At 29.7% G+C, this 26,275-nt stretch carries 21 protein-coding genes, 1 riboswitch and 1 other annotated feature; of the genes, 8 read left to right on the forward strand and 13 right to left on the reverse strand.

Going from position 1 to position 26,275, the window contains the following annotated elements; all coding sequences use genetic code 11:
• Nucleotides 1–104 precede the first annotated feature (104 nt).
• The 3 genes from KQI89_RS10550 to KQI89_RS10560 all read left to right on the forward strand — a co-directional run bounded on the left by KQI89_RS10550 (nt 105) and on the right by KQI89_RS10560 (nt 4,970).
• Nucleotides 105–866, forward strand: a complete 762-nt coding sequence (locus tag KQI89_RS10550) for an ABC transporter ATP-binding protein (protein ID WP_216457042.1) — start codon at nt 105–107, stop codon at nt 864–866.
• A gap of 27 nt (nt 867–893) precedes the next feature.
• The gene (locus KQI89_RS10555; protein ID WP_216457043.1) at nt 894–2,852 is read left to right on the forward strand and encodes an FtsX-like permease family protein; all 1,959 of its coding nucleotides are present in this window, start codon (nt 894–896) and stop codon (nt 2,850–2,852) included.
• Nucleotides 2,853–2,996: 144 nt separating this feature from the next.
• The gene (locus KQI89_RS10560) at nt 2,997–4,970 is read left to right on the forward strand and encodes an ABC transporter permease (protein ID WP_216457044.1); all 1,974 of its coding nucleotides are present in this window, start codon (nt 2,997–2,999) and stop codon (nt 4,968–4,970) included.
• Between the two features lie 79 nt (nt 4,971–5,049).
• Here KQI89_RS10560 and KQI89_RS10565 read toward each other — a convergent pair whose 3' ends face one another.
• Nucleotides 5,050–6,516 carry an NADP-dependent glyceraldehyde-3-phosphate dehydrogenase gene (locus tag KQI89_RS10565; protein WP_343216360.1) on the reverse strand — a complete coding sequence of 489 codons (1,467 nt, stop codon included), beginning with the start codon at nt 6,514–6,516 and terminating at the stop codon, nt 5,050–5,052.
• 342 nt (nt 6,517–6,858) lie between these two features.
• Nucleotides 6,859–7,074: a binding site (T-box leader), on the forward strand.
• 60 nt (nt 7,075–7,134) lie between these two features.
• Between KQI89_RS10565 and proS the strand changes: the two genes are divergently transcribed.
• Complete coding sequence (gene proS / locus KQI89_RS10570) at nt 7,135–8,571, forward strand: proline--tRNA ligase (protein WP_216457046.1); 1,437 nt, start codon at nt 7,135–7,137, stop codon at nt 8,569–8,571.
• A 280-nt stretch (nt 8,572–8,851) separates the two neighbouring features.
• Here proS and KQI89_RS10575 read toward each other — a convergent pair whose 3' ends face one another.
• On the reverse strand, nt 8,852–9,433 hold the full coding sequence (locus KQI89_RS10575; RefSeq protein WP_216457047.1) for an NAD(P)H-dependent oxidoreductase: 582 nt from the start codon (nt 9,431–9,433) through the stop codon (nt 8,852–8,854).
• 128 nt (nt 9,434–9,561) lie between these two features.
• The gene (locus KQI89_RS10580) at nt 9,562–10,599 is read right to left on the reverse strand and encodes an oxidoreductase (protein WP_216457048.1); all 1,038 of its coding nucleotides are present in this window, start codon (nt 10,597–10,599) and stop codon (nt 9,562–9,564) included.
• A 294-nt stretch (nt 10,600–10,893) separates the two neighbouring features.
• On the opposite strand from KQI89_RS10580, the gene KQI89_RS10585 reads away from it, so the two are divergent.
• Nucleotides 10,894–12,813 (forward strand): Cache 3/Cache 2 fusion domain-containing protein, encoded by a 1,920-nt coding sequence (locus KQI89_RS10585; RefSeq protein WP_216457049.1) that lies wholly within the window; start codon nt 10,894–10,896, stop codon nt 12,811–12,813.
• Between the two features lie 106 nt (nt 12,814–12,919).
• On the opposite strand, the gene KQI89_RS10590 is transcribed toward KQI89_RS10585, so the two are convergent.
• The 6 genes from KQI89_RS10590 to codB form a co-directional block, all read right to left on the reverse strand.
• Entirely contained in the window at nt 12,920–13,180 is a 261-nt protein-coding gene (locus KQI89_RS10590) for a pro-sigmaK processing inhibitor BofA family protein (RefSeq protein WP_032123472.1), read from the reverse strand.
• Nucleotides 13,181–13,428: 248 nt separating this feature from the next.
• On the reverse strand, nt 13,429–15,201 hold the full coding sequence (locus KQI89_RS10595) for a Na+/H+ antiporter NhaC family protein (RefSeq protein WP_216457050.1): 1,773 nt from the start codon (nt 15,199–15,201) through the stop codon (nt 13,429–13,431).
• Nucleotides 15,202–15,352: 151 nt separating this feature from the next.
• A riboswitch (Lysine riboswitch) is annotated at nt 15,353–15,529 on the reverse strand.
• 406 nt (nt 15,530–15,935) lie between these two features.
• On the reverse strand, nt 15,936–16,508 hold the full coding sequence (locus tag KQI89_RS10600; RefSeq protein ID WP_216457051.1) for a GNAT family N-acetyltransferase: 573 nt from the start codon (nt 16,506–16,508) through the stop codon (nt 15,936–15,938).
• A gap of 100 nt (nt 16,509–16,608) precedes the next feature.
• Entirely contained in the window at nt 16,609–17,262 is a 654-nt protein-coding gene (locus tag KQI89_RS10605; RefSeq protein ID WP_216457052.1) for a hypothetical protein, read from the reverse strand.
• A gap of 71 nt (nt 17,263–17,333) precedes the next feature.
• Complete coding sequence (locus KQI89_RS10610; protein WP_216457053.1) at nt 17,334–18,608, reverse strand: cytosine deaminase; 1,275 nt, start codon at nt 18,606–18,608, stop codon at nt 17,334–17,336.
• Nucleotide 18,609: 1 nt separating this feature from the next.
• A complete protein-coding gene (gene codB, locus KQI89_RS10615; protein WP_216457054.1) occupies nt 18,610–19,881 on the reverse strand; it encodes a cytosine permease in 1,272 nt (423 codons plus the stop codon).
• Nucleotides 19,882–20,168: 287 nt separating this feature from the next.
• Here codB and KQI89_RS10620 point away from each other — a divergent pair, with 287 nt between their 5' ends.
• Together KQI89_RS10620 and KQI89_RS10625 are read left to right on the forward strand one after the other, a co-directional pair.
• Nucleotides 20,169–20,606, forward strand: a complete 438-nt coding sequence (locus KQI89_RS10620) for an FMN-binding protein (protein ID WP_216457055.1) — start codon at nt 20,169–20,171, stop codon at nt 20,604–20,606.
• Between the two features lie 251 nt (nt 20,607–20,857).
• The gene (locus KQI89_RS10625; protein WP_216457056.1) at nt 20,858–21,808 is read left to right on the forward strand and encodes a DMT family transporter; all 951 of its coding nucleotides are present in this window, start codon (nt 20,858–20,860) and stop codon (nt 21,806–21,808) included.
• 324 nt (nt 21,809–22,132) lie between these two features.
• Here KQI89_RS10625 and speD read toward each other — a convergent pair whose 3' ends face one another.
• Nucleotides 22,133–22,954 carry an adenosylmethionine decarboxylase gene (gene speD, locus KQI89_RS10630; RefSeq protein ID WP_032123466.1) on the reverse strand — a complete coding sequence of 274 codons (822 nt, stop codon included), beginning with the start codon at nt 22,952–22,954 and terminating at the stop codon, nt 22,133–22,135.
• A gap of 176 nt (nt 22,955–23,130) precedes the next feature.
• Entirely contained in the window at nt 23,131–23,670 is a 540-nt protein-coding gene (locus KQI89_RS10635; protein ID WP_216457057.1) for a histidine phosphatase family protein, read from the reverse strand.
• Nucleotides 23,671–23,749: 79 nt separating this feature from the next.
• Here KQI89_RS10635 and speE point away from each other — a divergent pair, with 79 nt between their 5' ends.
• A complete protein-coding gene (gene speE, locus KQI89_RS10640) occupies nt 23,750–24,607 on the forward strand; it encodes a polyamine aminopropyltransferase (protein WP_216457058.1) in 858 nt (285 codons plus the stop codon).
• Nucleotides 24,608–24,637: 30 nt separating this feature from the next.
• Here the strand turns inward: speE and KQI89_RS10645 are convergent, their stop codons facing one another.
• Nucleotides 24,638–25,081 carry a GNAT family N-acetyltransferase gene (locus KQI89_RS10645; protein ID WP_216457059.1) on the reverse strand — a complete coding sequence of 148 codons (444 nt, stop codon included), beginning with the start codon at nt 25,079–25,081 and terminating at the stop codon, nt 24,638–24,640.
• 146 nt (nt 25,082–25,227) lie between these two features.
• Nucleotides 25,228–26,172 (reverse strand): 1,4-dihydroxy-2-naphthoate polyprenyltransferase, encoded by a 945-nt coding sequence (menA, locus tag KQI89_RS10650; protein ID WP_216457060.1) that lies wholly within the window; start codon nt 26,170–26,172, stop codon nt 25,228–25,230.
• Nucleotides 26,173–26,275 lie beyond the last annotated feature (103 nt).

Here is a 26,275-nt window from a genome sequence, read left to right on the forward strand (position 1 = left end):
GTGTAAAGAAGAGCTCTCCATAAAGTGATTTTGCAAAAACCAATAAAACAGTTATTTTATGATGCAAGATGTTTTATTAATTATAAATTTAGGAGGAAAACATAATGGAAAATGTATTAGTTGCAAGAAACTTAAAAAAAATATATGCCTCAAAAGGAGTAAAATATACAGCCTTACATGATATAAACTTAGAAATAAAAGAAGGAGAATTTGTCGGTATAATGGGTCCTTCTGGTGCTGGTAAAACCACATTATTAAATATAATCTCTACTATAGATAACCCCTCTGCTGGCTCTGTAATAATCGGTGGAGATGATATTACAAAAATGAATGAAGATAAACTATCATCTTTTAGAAGAAATAAGCTAGGCTTTGTATTTCAAGATTACAACCTACTGAATACTCTTACTATAAAAGAAAATATAGTTTTACCTCTAGCCCTATCAAAGGTTAGCCCAAGAGAGATAGAGAGAAAGGTAAAAAACATATCAAGTAGTTTTGGAATAGAGGATACCTTAAATAAATATCCTTATCAAGTGTCTGGAGGACAAAAGCAAAGAGCCGCAATTGCAAGAGCTATAATTACAAATCCAGCTCTCGTATTGGCAGATGAGCCTACTGGGGCTTTAGATTCAAAGTCCTCTGCTGAGATACTTCAAACTCTAAGTGATCTTAATGAAAAAGAAAATGCCACCATAATGATGGTTACTCATGATGCCTTTGCTGCAAGTTACTGTAAGAGAATACTATTTATAAAAGACGGTATTTTGTTCACAGAACTTATAAGAGGTCAATCAAGAAAAGAATTCTTCCAAAAAATATTAGATGTGTTATCCACTTTAGGAAACACTGTAGCTGATATGTAATGTTAATACTAAAGGGTGGTGTTTAATTTGTCTTTATTTAATATTGCCATGAAAAATATTAAAAGGAACTTTTATGATTACTTCCTATATTTTGTTTCCATGGCATTTAGTATAATGATTTACTTTACTTTTACTTCTATACAATATAATAAACAAATAGAGGGGGCTATGGCATCAAAAATGATTTCAGGACCCTTTAAGGCTTCTTCCATAGTTATAGCCGTTTTTGCAGCTATATTTATTTGGTACTCTAATTCTTTCTTCACAAGAAAGAGAAAACAGGAAATAGCTCTTTATTCTATGATGGGAGTTAAAAAGAATCAAATAGGTAGAATGTTATTTTACGAAACACTATGTATGGGAATTATCGCTTTAATTGTAGGAATACTTTCTGGTGGATTAGTATCTAAATTATTTATGGATATATTAGTTAAACTAATGGCATTAGATACTATAAAGGTTTCCTTTGCTATTATACCTAAAGCAATAATTCAAACTATAATTGTATTCTTCATATTATTTTTAATCGCTTCATTGCATGCTTATAGCATCATATATAGATTTAAGTTAGTTGATTTATTCAGAGCAGAACAATCTGGTGAAAAAACACCTAAGGCTTCATTTATAGTAGCTATAATTTCTATAGTAATGATTTTTCTAGGATATAGATTTGCTCAAGTAGATTATATGTTTAAGTTTTTCCCTATATCCATATTTTTAGTTTTAGGCCTAACTATAGGTGGCTCTTATCTCTTCTTCTCTTCCTTTGTTGTATTTATGGTTAAAGCCTCCAAGAGGAATAAGGGTAGATTCTATAAAGGTATCAATATGATTGGAACCTCACAGCTTTTATTTAGAATAAAAGGGAATGCAAGAACCTTGGCTACAATTGCAGTGTTAAGTGCTACAACTTTAACAGCAGTGGGTACAACTTATAGTTTTTATTACAATAATGAAATAACCTCTAAGAATTCCGCTCCCTTTTCTTATAGTTTTATTACTGAAGATAAGAACTTAACAAAAGCTATAGAGGATACTATAAATAAAAGTGAAAAAAATAAGCTGTTAGCTTCAGAATTTATAGAATTAATCAAAGTCAATGGAGAAATACCAAATTTATCAAAAGACAAGATAGTTAATACTTCTAGTGAATCTATCTACGTACTATCAGAAGAAAAATATAATGCTTTAAATAAAGCTCTAGAAAGAGATAAAAAAATTTCCTTAGGGGAAGATGAAGGAATCTATGTTTCAACTCAATTCATGGATAAATTCTTAGAAAGTCCTGTAGATAAAACTTTTAAGCTTATATCAGAAAAAGGAAATAAAGATATAAAAATAAAAGAACTTTCTAAAGAATCTGTGATAAATAGTGAGTTAATATTATTCGGCGAAATACTAGTTGTAAATAATAAAGTATATGATGAATTATATAAAACAAATGCAAAATCACCTATAAACTTATATAGAGTAGATAATGAAAAGGATGCTAAAGAACTTTCTGAAAAGCTATCTAAATTAGCTCCAAACAGAACTGATGAAGAAAAGGCTCTTACCGGAAATCCTTCTAAAGGTTATTCTGAATTCTATGATGGCTATAGAGCCGGGCTAGAAGCTTCAGGACTTATGATATTCATTGGTGCATTCTTAGGGCTTGTATTCCTTATATGTACTGGAAGTATAATATTCTTTAAACAGCTTTCAGAAGCAACTTCAGATAAGTCCAATTATGCTATTTTATCTAAAATAGGGGTTAATTCAAAGGAAATGAAAACATCTATTGCAAAACAACTACTTACTATATTTTTACTTCCTTTGTTATTAGGATTGTCTCATGCATCCTTTGCATTAAAGCTCCTTTCAGAAATTTTGAACTCTAATATACTAATTCCTGTAATAATTTCCTTTGGAGTATATACTGCAATTTATGGAATTTATTATATAGTTACTGTTCATTCTTACTATAAAATAGTAAGAGAAAACTAGCCATATTAAACACTATCATATCCAATTTAGTTAGTGTTTTTATATACTTACTGCTTACAGACCTTTCTGTAAGCAGTCTTTTTATGTATAATTAGTATTAATAATATATTGTAATTTATAAGTAAAATAAAAAGGAGTATCTTCATGGGATTATTAGAAATAAGTATAAAAAATATAAAAAGAAATATAGCAAACTATATACTATATTTTTTATCTTTAACCTTTATAGTCTTAGTATTCTTTACCTTTTCAAATATCCAATATATAAGTGAATTTCTTACTGAAAGTAATTTTTTTCAGTATTCAAGTCTTTATTTTAGTTTCATGAACTCAATTTTAATATTTTTTTCTGCATTGTTTTTATGGTACTGTAACTCTTTTTTTATAAAAAAGAGAAGTAAAGAATTTGCCTTATATTCTGTGTTAGGAGTTAAAAAAAGAACATTAGGGTTTATGGTATTTTTTGAAACCCTTGTAATAGGGTTATTAGCTTTAATTTTGGGACTCCTACTTGGCATAGTGTTTTTAAAATTATTTTTAATGATACTATTATCTCTTATGTCATTAAATACTAATAACGCTAGGTTCTATCTATCTTATAGAGCCATCAAACATACGACCTATGTATTCTTAATAGTATTTTTGGTTACCTCTATAAAAAACTTTATCTCAATAAAAAGAATTAAGCTCTTACGACTTTTTAAAGGTGATACAACATTATTAAAAGAGCCAAAGGCATCAATTTTATTATCAATTTTATTTGTAGCATTAATGGTAAAAGGATATACATCAATAGTTGACTTTTATATAAATGCTAGTTTAAACCCTGAATCCTTTTTTAAAATATTTAAAGCTTTAGCATATATCACCTTAGCCACTTATGGAATATATTCAACCTTTATTTTGCTTATAGTAAAGCTTTCTAAAAAAAATAAGTTTCATTACTATAAAAGTGCTAATATGATATCTACTTCCCGTTTATTATATAGATTAAGAAAAAATGCCTTTGCCCTAGCAAATATAACTCTACTAATAGCTGGAACTATAATAGCAGTTGGCTCAGCTTTTAGTTATTATCATTATGTTAATCAAAATATACCACTTAAGGAGCCCTTCTCCTTTTGCTATATTTCTGACGAAACATCCTTTGATAAAGAGATGCGAAACATTATAGAAAAGTATCCTGATAATGGATTACTATCAGAAACTGAAGCTACGTTTATTCGTGTAAATGGTAACTGGCCTCAGCTTGGTTCCACAGCATTCCAAAAAAGTGATAGTAGATTTTCTGTAATCTCCTTAGATGAATATAAAAAATTATCTAATGCATTAGGATTTGAATCTCCTCCTGATTACTTAGAGCATAACGAAGTGTTAATTACAGATATTAACTATTACACTGGTATAGTGAATGATTATAAAAAATCAATAATAAGAATAACAAATAATAATAAATCCTATAAAATCGCTGGTTACTATAATAAAAATATTATAAACGACTCTCTAATATCAAGACTTGTAGTAGTTAACAATAATGAATATAACTCTTTAAAAGAAAATCAGAAAATATATAGATTTAAAGGCTTTTTAGTAAAAAACTCCACAAGTTCTAATGCCTTAAATAATGAACTGAAAACAAGATTTGATGAAATTATTAAGGAGAATAACTTAACCCCTCCTAATGAACATAATCTTATAGAAAATAATTTTGCCAGTTTTTATGAAATATATCACGTAAGTGCTCAAGGTTCTGGATCAATTTTGTTTTGTGGAAGCTTTTTAGGGTTTATATTTTTAATTTGTACAGCTAGTATGATTTTCTTTAAACAACTTTCTGACGCCACAGATGATAAATACGAGTATGATATATTAAGAAATTTAGGCGCTTCAGAAAAGGAGATCAAAAGATGCATAAACAAGCAGGTAGTATTATTCTTTTTAATTCCTCTTTTCATAGGAGTTTTACATTCTATTCTTATATTAAACTTAATAAGCTTTATAAGCACTATAAATATGTTTAAACCCATATTTTTCACATTAATCTCTTATACTGTAATTTATTTAGTCTATTGCAAAATAACAATAAATTCATACTATAAAATAATTGAAAGTGAATAATAAAAAGAGAAGATATATTCAAGATTTTAAGAAATTTAACTTTTTAAAATCCTGCTTACTTCTTCTCTTTTTTAATCTATTATTCTACATTATTAAGATTAAATACTATGGCCTTTGGTCTAGACATAGCCTCTATAGAGTATCTGATTCCTTGTGTTCCCATACCTGAAGACTTAACTCCTAAGAACGGGAAATGGTCTGGTCCTCTCTCTGGCTTATTGTTTACTTGAACAGTTCCAACTTCTAATTTATTTGCTATATAAAAGGCTTTATCTATGTCTTTTGTAAATACAGAGCTTTGTAATCCATAATCAGATTCATTTGCTATTTTTATAGCTTCATCTATAGATTTAATTCTTATAATAGGAAGTATAGGTCCAAAAGGCTCTTCCCAAGCAAGTTTCATGTCTAAAGTGACATTATCATATAAAGTTGGGTATACCAAATTCCCTTCTCTCTTACCACCTACTAAAAGCTCAGCTCCCTTTTTGTTTGCATCTTCCATAAGACTCATAACAAAATCCGCTGACTTTTCACTTATAAGTGGTGTTACTACTACACCTTCTTCTCTAGGGTCTCCTACTTTTAATTTACTTATCCTATCCTTTAGCTTTTCAGCCAATTCATCTGCCACAGATTCCATAACTAATATTCTCTTAACTGCGGTGCAACGTTGTCCTGAATAAGAATATGCTCCTGACACTATATTATCCACCGCTCTATCTAAATCTGCATCATCTAACACAATTGCAGCATCTTTACCTCCTAATTCTAAAAGCAAAGGCTTCATTGTAGTTATACTAGATATATGCTGTCCAACCTCTGTGCTACCTGTAAAATTTATAAAATCAATCTCTTTATGAGTTACACAGTAATCCCCTATTTCGCTTCCTCTTCCTGTAACAGTGTTTAAAACTCCTTTAGGTAGTCCTGCTATATTAAATACCTCTGCTAGATATAAAGCAGATATACTACCCTGTGTTGGTGGTTTTAATACCACTGAATTTCCTGCCATAAGGGCCGGTGCTATCTTAGATACAGATAGATTTACAGGGTAATTAAATGGAGATATAGCAAGCACTACGCCTAAAGGTACCCTTGTAACAAAAGAGATTTTATTTCTCTTTGTCCCAGGAAAACTATCTCCTGGAATTGTCTCTCCCTCCAAGCTCTTAGCAGCATCTGCAGTAAATCTTATATAATCAGCAGTTCTTTCAATCTCAGCCACAGAACTTTTTCTATCCTTTGCAATTTCCATGGTAAGTATTTCAGCCAATTCTCCTGCTTTTTCATATAATATATCCGCTGCTCTATTTAGAATATCTGCTCTTCTATTAACAGGAATCTCTTGCCATAAAAGTTGAGCTTCTTTTGAATTCATTATGGCTTTATCTACTTCTTCTTTATTCATAGCCTGAACCTTGCCTACAAAGCTATTATCTATAGGGGAGAGAATATCTATATATTTTCCTGTTTCACTTTCTACCCAATGTCCATCATAAAGATTTTTATATACATTATTTTTATCTTTTAAATTCATAAATATGTTTTTTTCCATATAATTTTGATCCTTTCATGTTTAGATTTAACTTTAAATGGCGTTTTCTGAATGATTAAATTACTAATAAGCAATTATACTATCTATACATTCTTCTTTATCTTTTCACCATTACTAAAAATTATTACATTTTCTATATAATCTTTCTATTTATATTAAAGCTTAAAATTTCCATATAAATTTATCACAATTGTCTTTTGATAAATATTATTATATAGTATTTATTTTCACTTTACAAATAAAATTTTAATGTTGACTTTTTAAAGCTTATAATCTAATATTTTAATTAAATACTTCTATTTAAAACTTAAAATGTTTATTTTAATTTAATATGTGGCTATGAAAAGGAATAGTATAAGCATAAACTTCTTTACAGAGAAGAAACTGTGGCTGAAAGGTTTCTAAGAAGATGTTTTGAACCAGCCTTTGAGCCCTGTACCGAAATTATAGTAGGCTACAGCGGAGTTCTTCCGTTATTGTAAAGAGAGAGTATATCTTTTAATAGACGTACTAATTAGGGTGGTAACGCCGACCTCGGTCCCTTTATTGGGATTGGGGTCTTTTTTTGTTTTCTTTAAATATTTATTAATATTGGAGGTAAAAAATATGGGAAAAAATAAAAAATTCGTAGAAGCCATAACTTCTATGTCTGAAGATTTTGCTAAGTGGTATACAGATATAGTAAAAAAAGCAGAGCTTACTGATTATTCTAGTGTTAAAGGTTGTATGATAATTCGTCCTTACGGATATGCTATTTGGGAAAACATTCAAAAAGAACTTGATTCCAGATTTAAAGCTACCGGTCACGAAAATGTTTATATGCCATTATTTATACCTGAAAGTCTATTGCAAAAGGAAAAGGATCACGTTGAAGGCTTTGCCCCAGAGGTAGCTTGGGTAACTCACGGTGGTGCTGAAGAGTTAACCGAAAAATTATGTGTACGTCCAACTTCAGAAACATTATTCTGCGAACATTATGCGAAAATAGTTCAATCTTATAATGATTTACCAAAGCTATATAATCAGTGGTGTTCTGTAGTTAGATGGGAAAAAACTACCCGTCCATTCTTAAGAACTACTGAATTCTTATGGCAAGAAGGTCACACTGCTCATGCTACAGCTGAAGAAGCTCATGAAGAAACTATAAAAATGTTAAATGTGTATGCAGACTTTTGTGAAGAAATCCTTGCAATACCTGTAATTAGAGGACAGAAAACAGAAAAGGAAAAATTTGCCGGAGCAAAATCTACTTATACAATAGAAAGTTTAATGCATGATGGTAAAGCTCTTCAAAGCGGAACTTCACATAACTTTGGAGATAATTTTGCCAAAGCTTTTGAAATTCAATATACAGATAAAAATAGTAAACTTCAATATGTTCATCAAACCTCTTGGGGGGTTACTACAAGACTAATCGGAGCAATCATAATGGTTCACGGAGATGATAGTGGGCTTGTGCTACCTCCAAAAGTGGCTCCAACTCAAGTAGTTATAGTTCCTATAGCTCAACATAAAGAAGGAGTTCTTGATAAAGCTAGAGAGTTAAAAGATAGAATATCTAAAGTTGCTTCTGTAAAACTAGACGACTCAGATAAAATGCCTGGTTGGAAGTTTAATGAATATGAAATGAAAGGTATTCCTGTTCGTTTAGAGATTGGACCAAAAGATATGGAAAATAATCAAGTTGTCCTTGTACGAAGAGATAACAGAGAAAAAATAGTTGTATCCATAGATGAATTAGAAAATAAGATAGTAGAATTATTAGATGATATCCAAAATTCTCTTTTTGAAAAAGCAAAAGCCTATAGAGATGAAAAGACTTATTCTACTACAACTATAGAAGAATTCAAAGAAATTGCAGAAAATAAACCTGGCTTTATAAAAGCTATGTGGTGTGGAGATAGAGCTTGTGAGGAAAAGGTTAAAGAAGTAGCTGGTGCCACTTCAAGATGTATTCCTTTTGAACAAGAAAACCTATCTGACAAATGTATCTGCTGTGGCAAAGAAGCTAATCATTTAGTATATTGGGGTAAAGCTTATTAAAACTAAGTTTTAGAGTAATGTGCAGCACATTACTCTAAATTACTTTATAAATATTAATAAGTTAACAATATATTAAATATTTAAAAACTATTAGTAAGAATATCAAATTTGTATTAAAATTGTATTACATACTAAAACAACAAACCATATAAAAACTCAGCCTTCACCATAATTTTGGAAAGGCTGAGTTTTTATATAGGTAATACTTAGTGTATCAGCTTTTTATTAAAATGTTGTTGATTCATTAAATTTTAATCTATGATAATTTACAGAGTCTTTTCTAAAGTAATTTTTCTATTTTTTCTTCCGCTTCTTTCAAATAAGATTTTCTTACTTCATCATCTACATGAGGTACAGATCCAAAGAATACCTGGTCTAGTACTTCTAATCCACAGAATGAGAATATACCTTGTTTATTCATTTTCTTCATAGCATCATGCATACCAGCAGCTTCATACTGGTCATTTGATGTTCCAGAAGTATTAAATGTTATAACTTTTTTACCTTCTAACAATCCTTGTGGTACTCCGTTTTCATATTTATATGCAAATCCATAGGAGAATACTCTGTCTATATATCCCTTTAATATAGCAGGTTGTTCAGCCCACCATATAGGATATACAAATGTTATAACATCTGCCCACTCTATATATTCTTGCTCTTCCTTTATATCCTGTGGTATTTGACCTTTTCCAAAGCTTTCAAAATCCGCTGGAGATAGTACAGGGTTAAAGTTTAATTTATACAAATCTCTTACTTTAGTTTCATTGCCCTTTTCCTCTGATTTTTTTACTATACTTTCTACAATAGCATTACAAAAACTTTTTGGATTAGGGTGTGCATATACAATTAAATTTTTCATAATTTAAAACCTCCATTACTAATAAAATAAAAACAAGATTTTATACAATATTATTTTATTAGTCTTAATTATTAATTTTATTATAGTTTTAATATTTCATTTTGTCAATAATTATTCTTTATTAATAACTAATCAAGATTCTTTTTCCACGCCTTTTCATAAGATACACTACTGAACTGAGCTTTAGCCTTCAAAAGCTCAGAAGCTCTATATATCCAATTAGGGTCTCTTAAAAGTTCTCTGCCTATATAGATCAAATCCGCCCTATTATTTGATATTATTTCTTCAGCAATGAAAGGATCTTTTATTAGGCCACCGCCAATCACCGGCATTCCTGTAAGCCTTTTTATTTCTTCAGCAAAAATTATTTGGTACCCAGGAAAAGAATGTACAGTTGTAGGGGTCACACCTCCTGAACTTACATCAATTATATCCAATAAATCTTTATCTAATAAATTTATTAGATCCGCTAAATCCTTTGGATGGTTACCTTTCTCATCATACTCCTCTGCAGATATTCTTAAAATTAAAGGTTTTTCTTTTGGCCAAACTTCTCTTATAGCCTTGATTATATCACTTAAAAATCTAACTCTATTTTCTACTGTACCACCATAATGATCTTTTCTGTGATTAGTAAGCGGTGATAAAAATTGATTTATAAGATAACCATGAGCTCCATGTATTTCTATCACATCAAAACCTACTATGTTAGCCCTATAAGCCGCTTCTCTAAAGCAGTCAATAACTTCATTTATATCTTTTAAGGTCATCTCTCTTGGACTATGAGATCCTTTAATAAATGGTATAGCAGAAGGAGCTATTATATCTTCACTAGTTAAAAGGCTTTTTCTTCCACAATGAGAAAGTTGAATTCCTATGGCACATCCTGATTCCTTTGACTTGTATACTATAGATTTTAACCCTTCCATCTGCTTATTATTCCAAAGACCTATATCCTTATTTAAGGTTCTCCCTCTTTTTTCTACGGCAGTAGCTTCAATAAGCATTAATCCTAACCCAGTCATTGCTCTACTTACATAATGAATATAATGCCACTCTCTAATGGTTCCATCTTCATTTCCATAATCCATACACATAGGAGCCATAACTATCCTATTATTAAACTTAAAATTTCTTACAGAGAATTCTTTAAATAAATTAGCCATTAACTCCCTCCTCTTAAAGAGAAATAAGGATATTTATAAATATTTTTATAGATATAACAACTTATCACTTATATTTTAACCTAATTATCATATTTTTAGCAAAATATTCTGAAACTTAAAGTTCTTAAGTTGTTTAAACTAACTATCATCAATTATTAGAATTACTTTCATAAATTTATAGAAAAATTTGCTTAAAAAAAATATAATGTAAATATATCCTTTAGCACTTAAAATAAATAAAATCAATCAATGTACAAGTAGCTACATTCGATATGCTTAGAAAGGACCTTACCAATGAAAATAAAATCAAAATTAACAACATCATATATTTTACTTATATTTTTCTCTATAGGTTTATTGGGACTTTGGATAGGTAATACAGCAAAACATAAAATTAAAAATATAATAATTGAAAAAAACGAACAAGTTTCTGATCTAGTATATAACATATTAAGTGTTCGAAATGATCTTTTGAATGATAAAGTCTTTAGCGATTTATATTTTGCAGAGAAAGTTATTTCAGACATGGGTCCCCTTAGTATAGTAGAAAACAAATTTAACTATAATGATATTGAAATTCCTTCATTATACGCAGGGGATACTCAATTAACCTCAGATAGTCCTATCCTTAAAGAGATAAGCAATTCCACTAGAACTATTGCTTCTTTTTTAATATTTCAAAATGATAAGCTTATAAGAGTAGCTACTAATTTAAATAGTGAGGATATTATAGGAACTTATATAGATAAAGACTCTGATATATTTCAGAAGATCTCAAAAGGTGAAGCTTATTATGGTAGAAATCTTATAGATAACCATTACTACATCACCGGATATAAACCCCTATATATAAATGGACAAATTATAGGTGCTATAGGTTTAGGCTATGATGAAATAAGTTCTTATGTTCAAGAAGTATTAAATTCTGTTTCAATTGCAGAGAATGGATATGTTTATATAACTACAAAAAATGGTGAAGTTATATATCATCCTCACTCAAATATGAAAAATTTTTATAATGAAGCCTTCATAAAAGAAATAATTGAAAATAAAAAGGGTACTATTAAGTATAAGTTTAATGGAGTAAAGAAAATTGCTAGTTACACTTATTTCGAACCTATGGGATGGTATATTGTAGCTACTGCAAATTATTATGACTTACTATCTTACTCAACAAATTTTTTAAGAGGCATTTTTTGTGTAGGTTTAATGATTTTAATTTTAGGCTCTCTTATAGCCATTTTTCTTGCAAATACTATGATTAAACCTTTGAATAAGTTAAAAAATTATATGGAAATTGCCAGTAAAGGAGACTTATCTGTACATTCAGACATAAGAAATAAAGATGAAATAGGACTTTTATCTAACAGCTTCAATGAAATGGTAAAAGAAAACAAGAGACTCTTAGAAGAAAGTAGAGAATATGATATATTGAAAAACGAATTTATAGCAAATATGTCTCATGAGCTGAAGACTCCTCTAAATATAATCTTTTCTACCTCTCAACTATTTTCTTTTTATCTTAAAAATGATGATTTAGAAGAAAGAGATAAGCTTATTAAATACAATGACATAATAAGGCAAAATTGCTATAGGCTATTAAGACTAGTTAATAATCTCATAGATATAAATAGAATAGATTCAGGTTTTATGGAAATAAATCTTAAAAATGAAAATATAGTAGAAGTAATAGAAAATATAACTTTATCCACCGTTGATTATATAGAAGGAAACGGCAGAGAAATAATCTTCGATACTGATGTAGAAGAAAAGTTTATGGCCATAGATACTGATAAGATGGAAAGGATAATGCTTAACCTTCTGTCTAATGCCATGAAGTTTACTAATCCTTCCGATAAAATATATGTAGACATATTAGATGAGGAATCTGATCTAATCATAAAGGTTAAGGACACAGGCATAGGAATACCCTCAGATAAGTTAAAGTCCATATTTGAAAGATTCAAGCAAATAGATCCACTACTCAACAGAAATCATGAAGGTAGCGGCATTGGACTTTCTATAGTGAAATCCCTAGTGGAAATGCATGATGGAATCATTTCTGTAGACAGTATATACGGAAAAGGCACTTTGTTTACAATAAAACTACCAGTTAGACATGTAAATGAAGATACAACTCTACATAATGATAAATTTTCTTCAGGGGAAAATATAGAGAAAATAGAGATTGAGTTTTCTGATATATATAATTAACTTTTAGTTATGAAAAAGTAATTATCCAGGTTTCTTAAAGATCAGTCTTTAAGAAGCCTGGATTTCTATCTTCTTATTTCATTTCCTTATAAACCTATTATATTTTCTACAAAAGATTTTTAAAGATTACTAAAAATATTACTCCTGGAACTCCAAAAAAACCAGCGATTAAGGCAGTAACACCATTTATTCCTACATTTATTCCAAAAGAGCCGCCTATAAAATTCACTAAAAATAAAAGTACAGCTCCTAAAACTCCATTTATAACTAACTTAAATAAGATTTTTAAAGGCCATGCAAACAATTTAACTACTATAAATAGTAATATCAAAGCTATAATAAAAGCAAATATACTTTCTATCCCCATACATCTTACCTACCTTTCTTTCTTCATAACATTATATGCACTATACATTAATCATATCATAACTATTCATCCCTAAAAACTCATTATAAGTATTTTCCTATAACAAAATAATATTTTATTTTATTATAATTACATTAAGCCTAATGGTATTTATAATAAAGCTAATAGTAGCTTAACTTCAAAATATATATAAAAAAGAGAACCCTTAAATTCCTTAGAATTTAGAGTTCTCTACTTATATATTAAAATTAAATTCCTACCTTTTCAAGGTTAGAATCTTTTTCATTTAATTCTTCCTCTATACCTTCTACCTCAACAGGTTTTCCTATAAAGTAAACAGCAAGTGCTAATATAGCTATAGCTATAGGTAAAACTATATAAACCGGAACACCTAATCCTACTGGAATATATCCAAATACTACGGCAAATATAGCTACAAATATAGCATACCATATTTGAGTATTTGTATGGTCTAAATGATCACAAGAGGATCCCATAGAAGACAATATAGTTGTATCCGAAATAGGAGAACAGTGATCTCCAAATATAGCTCCTGTAAGTACTGCTCCTACACTCATTATAATGAAGTTTGGATCGGCTGACATAGAATGTGCTAATGGAATTGTAAGTGGCATCAATATTCCCATAGTTCCATAAGCTGTACCAGTAGCAAAAGATATTATTGATCCCAAAAGGAATATAAGTCCCGGTAATAAAAATGCTGGTATAGCATCAGATAATAGGGCCACTAAATATTTAGCAGTTCCAAGTTCCTTTATAACACCACTTAAAGACCAAGCAAGTAACAGTATAACTCCTGTTATTATAAGAGACTTCATACCACCTACCCATATATCAATAGCTTCACCAATCTTAAATATCTTTTTACAAACTCCCATAAACATAGCAACTATAGAAGCTAATAAAGCAGCTTGGAATAAAACTACAGAAGCATCTGCATTACCAAAAGCGCTTTGTACAGCTCTTAATGAAGCTGGGGAATTAGTCATGATAGATTGTAATGCTACATCCTCTCCTGCCATTATAGTAGTGTATCCATTATAATAAAATCCTACAAATGCCCCAAGAATCAAAGTTCCTATAGGTATTATAGCATTCCATATACTTAGCTTAACCCCTTCCTTTGGTTCCATCTCCTCAGCATTTTCTACTAGCATTGGATTTGCAGTATCGCTTATAACTTTTCCTGTACTTCTAGCTCTCCTTTCTGCCTTAAGCATAGGACCAAATTCCTTTAAGAATAATGCTGTAAATAAGGTAAAGCAAAGTATTAATATATTATAAAATCTATAAGGTATTGTAGAAATAAATAATCCAAAAGCATCTACTTCTTGTCCAATTCCTAAAAATCCATCTTTTATTAAACTTAACTCATATCCAACCCAAGTGGATATAAGAGCTATTCCTGCAATAGGTGCTGCTGTGGCATCTATTATAAAGGATAATTTTTCTCTTGATATTTTCATGCTATCTGTTACTGGTCTCATTATAGGTCCAACTATTAATGAATTTGCATAGTCATCAAAGAAAACCAATATACCTAATATCCAAGTTATAACTTGTGCACTTACAGGTCCCTTTGCTTTTTTTGCAAGAGATTCTGCTATAGCTTTTGCTCCACCCATTTTTGTTATAAGAGCTATAAGTCCTCCTATAGCAAGGCATTGAAGTATTATACCCGCATTCCATGGATCTGCTAAAGAATTAAGTATACGCTGTACAATGTCTAAAAACGCAAATAATAAAGTTTGGAATATATTAGCTCCATTCATATTTAGTAGGAAACACCCTACCAAAACTCCTAAAAATAAAGATATAACTACGTTCTTAGTTATAAAAGCTAATAAAATTGCAATTATAGGTGGTAACAATGTCCAAAATCCTAATTTTGTTGCATTTACAGTTGCCACATCACCAGTTTCTGCTGCTAAAACCGTTGTAGATAGTAAAAATAAAAATAATGTTACTAATACAAAGGTTCTCTTGTTCCTTGTTTTCATAATAAAATCCTCCCCTATTTTTGTTAGTGAATATATGGGAGGGAGCTGCTATTTAACATCAATGCTAGAACCCAAAAAGGCCCCAGAGTACTCATACTCCAGGACCTTATGTAACAAAACACTAAAAAAGCATTATAAAATAAAGGTTCCGTTGCATGATAGCTCTCCACAAATTAAAATTTGCGACAGTTATGCACATATTCTATGCAAAACCAGCTACAAAACCTTAAAGCATCAGTTTTATACTTCGGCGGTGGCTCCTTTCACTTTACCTCTTCGTGCTTACCTCAGTAAAGTTAATCTTAGACATCGCTCCTCTATCACAACCATATTCACTTCATAACTATTTATATACCATAATTTAATGCTTGTCAATAACAATATATGTAAAACTCTTTAACTTAGAACTCTTCTACCTTCCAAATTCTTTACGAATTATTATGAGATCTACTCTAAAGTTAAATGTGCCAATCCATAAAATCCTCCACAACTTACCATTAGCAATAAATATACTATAATAATTTTATATAAATTTTTTAATATTTAAAGGGCTTGAAATGAGAAAGAGAATGACAGATAAGATGGCTATAGTAACAGCAGGAGGAAAAGGTATCTCTACTATCTTTGCTTAAGAAGGTGCAAAAGTTTTAGTTATAGCTGTACATAATTAGAAAGATGCTATAAATGTAGTAAACAATATAAACATAAGGGGTGATTTTTATCACCTCTTATGTTTATAATAAGTTAAAGAGCTCTTTATTATTTTTTATAATATGTTCAGCTCTTAATTTTAATTCTAATCCATCCACATATTTTCCATTAACAATCCTATAATCTTTATCCACCCAATTTAGTCTATATCCACACTTTACTGCCAGTGCTATCATACTTTGATTTCCAGACCAAGTTTCTGTATATAATTCATTTAACCTTAGGTTTTTAATAAGATAGATTGAGAAAGTCTTAAAGGCTTGTTCACCCAAACCTTTTCCTCTATATTCTCTACATGGAATATCAATTCCTGTAGCTAATTTGTTTATGTTCCCATCTATATAATAAGAATTCATCCAGCCTATGTGTTCACCATTTTTATAGCATATCTCCAGCCTTCTCCTTATGTTAGGCAAGGGTCTTTCAATGGATCTTAATATTCCCTCTCTAAGTTTTTCAATACTTACGTTATCTTCTTTTTCCCAAGGAGCATCCCAATCTTGCCATTCAGTTTCTACTGTATACCAATCTATATAATCTTTTAAATCCTCATAAGTTCTATCTCTTAAAATTATGTCCTTATATACTATATTCATTCACTTACCCCTTTTTAATATTTCTATTAATCAAGTAAAAGCCTCTTAAAATAAGTATATCATGTACATAACTGTTTTTATGATAACTATCTTTATTTTTTTACTTTTCTCCTTTATTTAAATTTTCTATGAAACATAAGTAATCTAATTTTTTTAGTACCTCTTTGTACCCTGCTTTCATATAATTATTATCATAAAGCTCATTATAACTTGCTTTGTCTATATCCTTTTCCAATATCTTAGTCCAATTATCCCCATATAATTTAAATAATACAGATTTATATCCTTCCGCTATTTTATTAATACAGTCCTCTTCACTAATATCACAATTCAGTATATCATAATTTAGTTTTTCTACTATAGCATAAAACTGATATATATAGCTTAGCTCCTTAAGTGAATATTTGTCACTTAGAGAAGATACTGTACAAGAATAGCTTTTATTAATGGGTATAGGATATTGTCTTTCTATGTTTTTATTAAAATAATCCTTTAAAAATCTAACACTTTGAAACATTGCTGTACTTATATCAAGCCTTATTACATTTGCATTTTCACATATCTTTTTTCTTTTATAACTTTCTTCATACTTTATATTCTCTCTCATTATCCTATATTGCTCTTCTATGCTTTTTTTGGTATTTTTATTTGTTATAATCCAGCTACAAAGAGCTCCTATAAGTGTACCTAATATAATAGTTAAAGCAGATATCATAGTACTCACAAGATGACTAGGTATTGTTATTAATTTCAAAAACCTCACTCCTTGGATTTAAATCATACTTATATTTATATCCCAAAAGTGAGGTTTTTATAAAATTAACTCTATTTAAAATTTATATTTTCTCTCTGATCCAAGTACACAGAAGTTTCTTCTGGTTTTGTCTCACTTATAACTTTTCCATTTCTTATGGAGTATCTTACCTTTACTTGCCTTCTTATTGCATCATAAGGACTTTCAGAAGGCAATACTATAAAGTTTGCTTTATTCCCTTCTTTAATTTCATAATCTTCTCCTAAATTTAGGGTCTTAGCACTGTTATAGGTTATAAAGTCTATAGAATTATTTATTTCTTCATACCCCATTATTTGACACACATGCAATCCAAAATGAAGAACTTGAAGCATATTGCCTGTGCCCATAGGATACCACGGATCAAATATATCATCATGACCAAAGCATACATTTATCCCTGCTTCATTTAATTCCTTTACTCTAGTTACTCCTCTCCTCTTAGGATAGCTATCAAATCTTCCTTGAAGGTGAGTGTTTACCAATGGGTTTGAAACGAAATTTATGTTTGAAAGCTTTAATAATCTAAATAACTTATAAGCATAAGCATTATTGTATGAATGCATGGCTGTAGTATGACTTGCAGTAACCCTATGTCCCATAGAAGCTTCATAAGCTCTAGTTGCAACTACTTCTATGAATCTAGACTGTTCATCATCTATTTCATCACAATGAACATCTATAAGCTTGTCGTATTTTTCTGCTAAATTAAATATTTTATTTATGGACTCTACTCCATATTCTCTAGTAAATTCAAAATGGGGTATAGCTCCTATTACATCTGCTCCAAGCTTTAAAGACTCTTCTAAAAGCTCAGCTCCATTTTTATAAGATAAAATCCCCTCTTGAGGAAAAGCTACTATCTGTAAATCTACCCATGGTTTCATCTCCTCCTTGACCTCTATCATAGCCTTCAGAGCTGTTAAGTTAGGATCTGTTATATCCACATGGGTTCTTACATATTGAATTCCCTGAGCTATTTGCCACTTCAAAGCCTTTTTAGCCCTAGTTTTAACATCTTCCATTGAAAGCATTGCTTTCCTTTCAGACCAACATTGTATACCTTCAAATAAGGTTCCACTCATGTTCCATCTAGGCTCACCAGCTGTTAATGTGGTATCCAAATGTATATGTGGTTCTATGAAAGGAGGAAGGAGAAGTCCGCCCTCTCCATCTATTACATCTTCTTCATTAAATTCAAAGTCCTTTGAAGCGTCATTTTTAATTATACCTTCTATTTTTCCTTCTTTTATCAATATATTAAATAGTCCTTCTTCTTTTAAAATCCTTACATTTTTAACTAACATACTAAGCCACTTCCTTTTCTTCTAGAACCTTAGAATTCTTATTAGATAGTGATAAGTTAGAACCTATAACATAAACTATCATACTAACTATAACTGAATTTAATACAGAAATTCCAGGTATGAATTTGCTACCTATAACTCCTATAAACCAACTTATTACCGCGATGTAATTTACATTTTTAAAGTTCGTATTCTCATAACTTCCATATTTTTTTCTATGGATTATGAAGTAATCTACAATTAATATCCCTCCTATAGGTGGGATAATTGAGTTTAGAAAGTTTAGCCAACCTACAAAATTATTGTATAGCCATAAAGACATTATAGTTCCTAATATTCCATTAAATATTACCACCTTATTTTTAGGTATTTTCGTTATATTAGAAAACCCCAATCCTGATGCATATATGGCATTATCATTAGTTGTCCATATATTAAATCCTAGTATTACAATTGCAGGAACTATAATCCCTTGAATCATCATAACTTCTGATATATCCGCTTTACCTGTAACCATAGCTCCTACTGCACCAAACAAGAACATTAATGAATTTCCTAAAAAGAAAGCTATTACAGTACTTAATACTCCCACTTTTTTACTCTTAGCAAATCTAGTAAAATCCGGAGTTAAAGTCCCTCCACTTATAAATGATCCTACACATAATCCTAAAGCCGTAGTAAAGGTTATAGAACCTGTTGGTTGTATATTCATAAGTGATTGAATTCCTCCAACTGAATCAACTGCCTTAAATACTGAAAGGCTACCTAGTGCTGCTATAGATGGTACTGCTATTATACTTAATAAGGTTAATGTCTTCATTCCAAAATAAGCACTACTTGTCATTAGTACTCCTGAAATTGCTATTAAAATATATATATTTATTCCTGTTACCTTTTGAAGAGGAAGTGCAAACATGGCAAGTCCTACTCCAAACCATCCCACTTGTGTAATACCTAATATGAATGAAACTAGATAAGATCCTCTTTCACCAAAAGAATACTTGGCAAGTAAATGTGTAGATAAGCCTGTATCTGAAGCTATATAAGCTAATAAAGCTGTATATACGCCTAATATTAGATTTCCCGTTAAAACAGATAGCATGAAGTCTTTAAAGTTCATACCTGTACCTATAGTTCCTCCAGCCCACATACTAGCTGAGAAGAATGTAAATCCTAGCATAACTGCCATCATAGCTAGAAATCCCTTCTTATCTTTTGTTTCTACAGCTGTAAGTGAATAATCTGCATCATAATGTTTTTCTGATTTACTCATACTTATTCCTCCTTGAATTTTAGTGGAACTAGTACCAGTAAAAGTAGACAGTGTAGGCAAAATAAAAAAACACCTTTGCCGACACTGACAAAGGTGTAAGATATAACAAATCTTAATAATACACTATCTCTCTCTTCCCTTGTCAGCCTCTCTGGACCGATTTAAAAGTACTAGTTATCAGGAATAATAGTACTTCATTTTTATAAATCTGTCAACTATGTATAAATTATTTGTACTTGTAAAACACTATAAAAGATAAAAAACTTATTTACAAAGGAGGTATATTAATGAAAAAGTTTTTATTCCTTTTAACTGCTTTAACTCTGTCTGTGTTTTTCTCAGCTTGCACTACTAAAAACACAACTCAATCAGAGCAAAGTAAGCAAGCTAAAGCTCAATATAAAGATGGAACTTATAAGGCTGAAGGTGATAAGTGGCAGTTTGGTCAAGAAGATGCAACTGTAGAGATAAAGGATGATAAAATAACCTCTATAACTTTACGTAGACTGGACACCAATGGCAAAGAAGTAGATTACGACCAATGGCAAGGTCAAAAGGACGAAACTGGAAAAGTCCATCCAAATCTTAAACAATTTAGGCTAGATATGGCTAAAAAAATGATAGATAAACAAAGTACTGATGTAGATACCATAAGTGGAGCTACAGTTAGCACAAAAAATTGGAAGGCTGCTACTCAAAGAGCGTTAGATGAAGCAAAAAAATAAATATATAAAAAATCCTTATAGAAATAAAACAGCTTTAATTTAAGGTTGTTTTATTTTTATTCACCTTAAAGTCAACCGTAAAAATATCTATTGTCCAATGTCAATAAATCTTTCTTTATTCCTTTATTTATTCCTAAAGGAATAAATCCCTAAGCATCTTCTTGTGTTATAATTATCAAGTAAAACTTAGCTTAAGGTAAAATATTACCTCCAGCTAAAAGTTAAATTAATGCAAAGGAAGGTGACAAGCCGTGAATAGCAAAAGATTATTTACTGAACATCCATATAAGATAATTTTATCACTTATAAGTTGTGTGTTATGGGGAAGTGCTTTTCCTGTTTTAAAAATAAGCTACGAAGAACTTAAAATTGGTCAAAATGATATGAATTCTAGGTTGGCTTTAGCTGGTATGAGATTTTTCCTAGCCTCTTTACTTATATTTATATTTATTGTACTCGTTATGAAAACCTCTATAAAAGTAGGAAAAAAGGATTTATTAAATCTATTATTATTAGGATCTATACAAACTGCTCTTTATTATTTTTTATTTTATAATGGTATAGCAAATACTACTGGAATGAAAGGATCTATAATAGGAGCTTTAGAAACCTTTATAATGATAATATTAGCTCACTTTTTATATAATAACGATAAAATTGATTCTACAAAAATAATTGGACTTATTGCAGGTTTTGCTGGGGTTATATTTGCAAATTGGGGAAAATCCTTTGGTTTTGAAATTTCATTTAAAGGAGAGGGGCTTCTTATAATTTCCTCATTTATAGGAGCTGCTACTTCTATATACATAAAAAACTACTCCCAAAAGATACACCCTTTTCTAATAACAGCTTGGCAAATGTTTTTAGGCTCTTTAGTAATGCTTGCCTTAAGTTTACCTAAAATTACAAAAGGATCTATGGTTTTTAATACTAAGTCCTCTTTGCTTTTAATTTACTCAGCCTTTTTATCCGCTGTAGCATTTTCCATATGGTATACCCTTTTAAAATACAATAAAGCAGGAGAAATTAGTATATACCGATTTTTTATACCTGTATCCGGAGCACTGCTTTCAGCTTTATTTCTTCCAGAGGAAAACTTTACACTACCCATATTTATAGCTTTAGTTTTAGTAGCACTAGGGGTAGTTTTTGTAAATAAAAGAAGCAATAAAAAGGGAAAAGAAGTAGCAGACTTCAAATAAATTGTTTTTATCCTATGACTACCCGCCCTAATAATCCCATCTTCGTAAAAGAGGGAATAAAGATCGTCTACCTTCCTGGATAAAGATTTCTAAGCTTTAAAGGGAGTAAGAACTCCGTTTATAACCCATTAAAAATTTGATATACAAATAAGTAAAAGCCATGAATTTAGGAATATAAAAAACCTAAACTCATAGCTTTTTTAATTTAAAACAAGTTTATCCTATAACTAGCCGCTCTAACATTCCCTCTTCTTAAGGAAAATATAAATTCTCTTATAATCCTTTATAAAAAAGGATTTTTAAATAATAAATCTTAAAGGCTGTTTATAAAATATCTGGAATATTTATTCCATAAAATATCTCTGTCATTTCTCTATCTAATTTAGATATAATATGATTTCTTTCTTCCTCTGTTAAATCCTGTTCTTGTATCTCAAATAAATAGTTATCAAGTATTATATCCTTTACCTTCATCTTCGTATGAAATATATTAGATTGATATATATTCATATCTATTAAATTATACATCTTAAGGGTATCCTTTGATATATAATTTTGGACAGAATTAATTTTGTGATCTATAAAGTGTTTCGTACCATCTACATCTCTTGTAAAACCTCTTACTCTATAATCCATAGTTATAATATCCGAATCAAAACTATCTATTAAAAAATCTAGGGCTTTAAGTGGTGATATTTCTCCACAGGTAGATACATCTATATCTACCCTAAAGGTACTAATATCATTCTGTGGATGACTCTCAGGATAGGTATGAACTGTTACATGGCTTTTATCTAAGTGTCCTACTATATTATCTCTTATAGGAGTTAATATCCCTCTATTGCAGGAAGGATCTATTACATATAAAGGCACCTCTTCTTCAGAAATAAGCAAAGTAACACTAGCTCCTTGAGGATCATAATCCTGTTTAGCAATATTTAACACATTAGCACCTATTGTACTGGTAACCTCTTTTAGTATATTAGTAAGTCTCTCCGAATTATATTGCTCATCAATATACTCTATATACCTTTTTCTATCTTCTTCTGTCTTTGTATAACAGATGTCATAAATGTTAAAACTTAAAGATTTTGTTAAATTGTTAAATCCATATAACTTTAGCTTGTTTTTATTAACATCTTTCAATTCATACTCCTCATTTCTAATGCTTATTTCCCTAGAAATAAAACACAGATGCCTCACTTAATTAGCTATTATCTAGGTTAGTAAACCATACTTATCTATTATACAAAATAGTTGTAAAAAATTAAATACATTGAATTTATCATTTCAGTAAAATTCAGGTAACCCAGCAAAAATGGTTATTTTTCAAATAGATAAAGTACTCCGTTTTCTGCTCTAAAAAACTTTTCTCCTTTAAACCCTCTTCTTTTGAGCTCATTTTTTACACAATACATAAGAGCCGCATGACTCACTATAAGTATATTATCCTCATCTTTACTTTCTTTTATAATATCATCTAAAACTTTTTCTATTCTATCCTTAGTCTGCCTACTTCCTTCAGGTTGAGATGGATGATTTACAAGCCAAGATAGTCTTCCTATTATATCCCATAAATAATAATGTATAGGGACTTTAGTATTAAATCTAGAAACTACTTGAATTTCTCTAAGCTTATCTGTGACTTTTATTTCACCCTTATAAATACTTTTAGCAGTAAACATAGCCCTTGAAAGATCACTACAGTAGCATTTATCCCATTTTATATTTTTTAAATCCACATCCTTTGGAAATACATCTGAAACATTATATCTTTCAGCAAATTCATCATATTCTGCTGAATTCATATATCTTTTATGCTGAATATTTACCTTAAAATGCCTTACTAATCCTATCTTCAAATTTATCACCCCTAAAATTTGTAATAAAAATAAATCTATGTTATCATTCAGTTTAATGCTTTAAATGAGGAGGAGTTTTATGTATAAAAACTGCGATTTCATACAAAATATAAACGACGAACTTTGGCTTACAGAAAAAGAAGGAGAAAATTTAACACTATCTTATAGATTAAAAGAAATAATCTATGAAGAAAATTCACCTATTCAGCACATATTAATAGTGGATTCCTATGACTTTGGAAGAATGCTTGTATTAGATGGCATAGTGCAAACCACAGAAAAAGATGGTTTTGTTTATAATGAAATGATATGTCACATTCCTCTAAGTCTTCATCCTAATGCAAAAAATGTACTTATAATAGGTGGTGGTGATTGCGGTGTATTAAAAGAGCTATCTAAATATCCATCCCTTAACGAAATACATATGGTAGAGATAGACAAGTCCGTAGTTGAAGCCTCTTTAAAATATCTTAAAGGAGTATCTGGTGGTAAAATAGATAAAAAAGTCACCTTGTTTTTTGAAGATGGTATTAAATTTATCCAAGATAAAAAGGGCTATTATGATGTAATTATAATCGACTCTTCTGATCCATTAGGACAAGCGGAAGCCTTATTTGAAAAAGACTTTTATAAATCAGTTTATGAGGCACTTAAACCTGATGGAATAATGAGCTGTCAAAGTGAATCTCCAATATATTATAGTGATGTACTAAAAAACAGCTACGATTCAATTAAAGAACTATTTCCATTAGTAAAGTTATATAGTGCTACAATCCCTACTTATCCTGGTTCCTTTTGGACCTTTACAATTGGCTCTAAGAAATATAATACCGTTGCTAGGGATGACTTTAGCCTGGACACTAAATATGTAAATAAAAACATAATAAATACCTGTTTTAATAATGCTGAATTTATAGAAAATCTTATTAATTCATAATTGGGGATCTAAACTGGCTCCCCAATTTGTTTATCTTTGATATAGCATTTCTATATGAGGTATATTATCCTCTAAGTATTCCTCTGAAACCTCTTTAAACCCAACAGATTCATATAATCCCTTTGCGTAAACTTGTGCTGATAACCTTATAGAGCTCTCCCTTAAATCTTTTTCAACAAATTCTATGGCTTTTTTCATCATTTTTTCAGCTAACCCTTTTCTTCTATGATTTTTGTTAACTACCACTCTACCTATAGAAATTTCTCCATAAGATATTCCCTTATCTAAAATCCTAGAATATGCTAAGATTTCATCTTTCTCTTTATAATAAAGATGATAAGCAAACTTATCCTTACCATCACAATCTTCATATATACAATTTTGTTCTACAACAAAAATTTCACTTCTTAATGCTAAAATATCATATAACTCCTCTAGAGAGAGCTCATGAAACTTTTTTATAAACAGATTCATAATATCACCTACTATTCTTAATTTATTACTACTTTTAATTCCATATGTTTATATAATATTGCTTATACTGAACAATATAAAGTTAATTATATCATATAATTCGTATTAAGATTTAACATAAATTTTTTACATAATATAATAAATATTTATACCATTAAAGCCACTATAAGCGAAAGTATTTGAACTACATTTATGATAACAAAGTTTTTAACTGCTACAATAAAAGTATCTTTTTTAGTCTGTTTCTTAAAGAATATCTTTAAATTTTTATTCACTGGTATTATGGTTAATAGCGTTATCAATGAAGTTATAGGAAGTATCCCAAGTGTTATAGCTATAATTATTCCTAAGTAAGCTATATAGTATAGAATTTTAAATAATTTTAAAGCATTTTTCTTTCCTATATATATTGGTAGGGTATATCTTCTATTTTCTATATCATCTTCCATATCACAAGTATTGTTTGCTAGCATAATATTGGCAATTCCATTCATTGTAGGTATAGAAAATATAAATATGAATATTAGCTCTTTTACATTCATTGTTAAACTCAAAATATTATTACTATAAGCAAATGAAAATAAATCTGAATCCCATACATGAATATACATAGCTAAAAACGGTATTATGACCCCCATAAAAAACCCTGAAAATATTTCTCCTAACGGCATCCTTGATATAGGAATGGGTCCAAAGGAATAAATAACGCCAGTAAAAAAAGAAGCTATTCCTATAAATAAAACTACATAGTTTGTATTTAAAAATAATAGAAAACCAAGTGTAATAGCTATTGTAACTAAAGTCACTATTATAGCTACCACCGTATTTTCTGAAAGCCCATCCTTTACTATAGCATTATGAACTTCATAATTGTACCCTTTAGTCTTTTGAGCTTTTTTAAAATCAAAATAATTATTTATAGCCGTAGTAGCCATATCAAAACATAATAGGGATATTAGCATAAATATAAAATTTTTTACATTAAATCTGTTAAATCTATGTAAGGCATATAAAGAACCTAAAGTGAAAGGAATCATACTGGCTACTTTAGTTTGAATTTCTACTAATTTTAAAAAACTTGAAATGGACAAATTATCTCCCCCTAATGCTACTTAATCATCTGTTTTTTCTCATTACAATCTCCCTATTTTTTTGTTATAAATACCCACTTATATCTAACAACCACTATTTATA

It is taken from the genome of Clostridium simiarum, assembly GCF_018919175.1.
Lineage (GTDB): Bacteria > Bacillota > Clostridia > Clostridiales > Clostridiaceae > Clostridium_L > Clostridium_L simiarum.

Bases quoted from the DNA above. Each gene is read 5' to 3' on its own strand.
- KQI89_RS10620 (WP_216457055.1), top strand. From the start codon at position 20,169: ATGAAAAAGTTTTTATTCCTTTTAACTGCTTTAACTCTGTCTGTGTTT.
- KQI89_RS10575 (WP_216457047.1), bottom strand. From the start codon at position 9,433: ATGAAAAATTTAATTGTATATGCACACCCTAATCCAAAAAGTTTTTGT.
- proS (WP_216457046.1), top strand. From the start codon at position 7,135: ATGGGAAAAAATAAAAAATTCGTAGAAGCCATAACTTCTATGTCTGAA.
- KQI89_RS10600 (WP_216457051.1), bottom strand. From the start codon at position 16,508: ATGAATATAGTATATAAGGACATAATTTTAAGAGATAGAACTTATGAG.
- KQI89_RS10645 (WP_216457059.1), bottom strand. From the start codon at position 25,081: ATGAATCTGTTTATAAAAAAGTTTCATGAGCTCTCTCTAGAGGAGTTA.
- KQI89_RS10595 (WP_216457050.1), bottom strand. From the start codon at position 15,201: ATGAAAACAAGGAACAAGAGAACCTTTGTATTAGTAACATTATTTTTA.
- KQI89_RS10585 (WP_216457049.1), top strand. From the start codon at position 10,894: ATGAAAATAAAATCAAAATTAACAACATCATATATTTTACTTATATTT.
- KQI89_RS10550 (WP_216457042.1), top strand. From the start codon at position 105: ATGGAAAATGTATTAGTTGCAAGAAACTTAAAAAAAATATATGCCTCA.
- KQI89_RS10580 (WP_216457048.1), bottom strand. From the start codon at position 10,599: ATGGCTAATTTATTTAAAGAATTCTCTGTAAGAAATTTTAAGTTTAAT.
- codB (WP_216457054.1), bottom strand. From the start codon at position 19,881: ATGAGTAAATCAGAAAAACATTATGATGCAGATTATTCACTTACAGCT.
- KQI89_RS10590 (WP_032123472.1), bottom strand. From the start codon at position 13,180: ATGGGGATAGAAAGTATATTTGCTTTTATTATAGCTTTGATATTACTA.
- KQI89_RS10610 (WP_216457053.1), bottom strand. From the start codon at position 18,608: ATGTTAGTTAAAAATGTAAGGATTTTAAAAGAAGAAGGACTATTTAAT.
- KQI89_RS10560 (WP_216457044.1), top strand. From the start codon at position 2,997: ATGGGATTATTAGAAATAAGTATAAAAAATATAAAAAGAAATATAGCA.
- speE (WP_216457058.1), top strand. From the start codon at position 23,750: ATGTATAAAAACTGCGATTTCATACAAAATATAAACGACGAACTTTGG.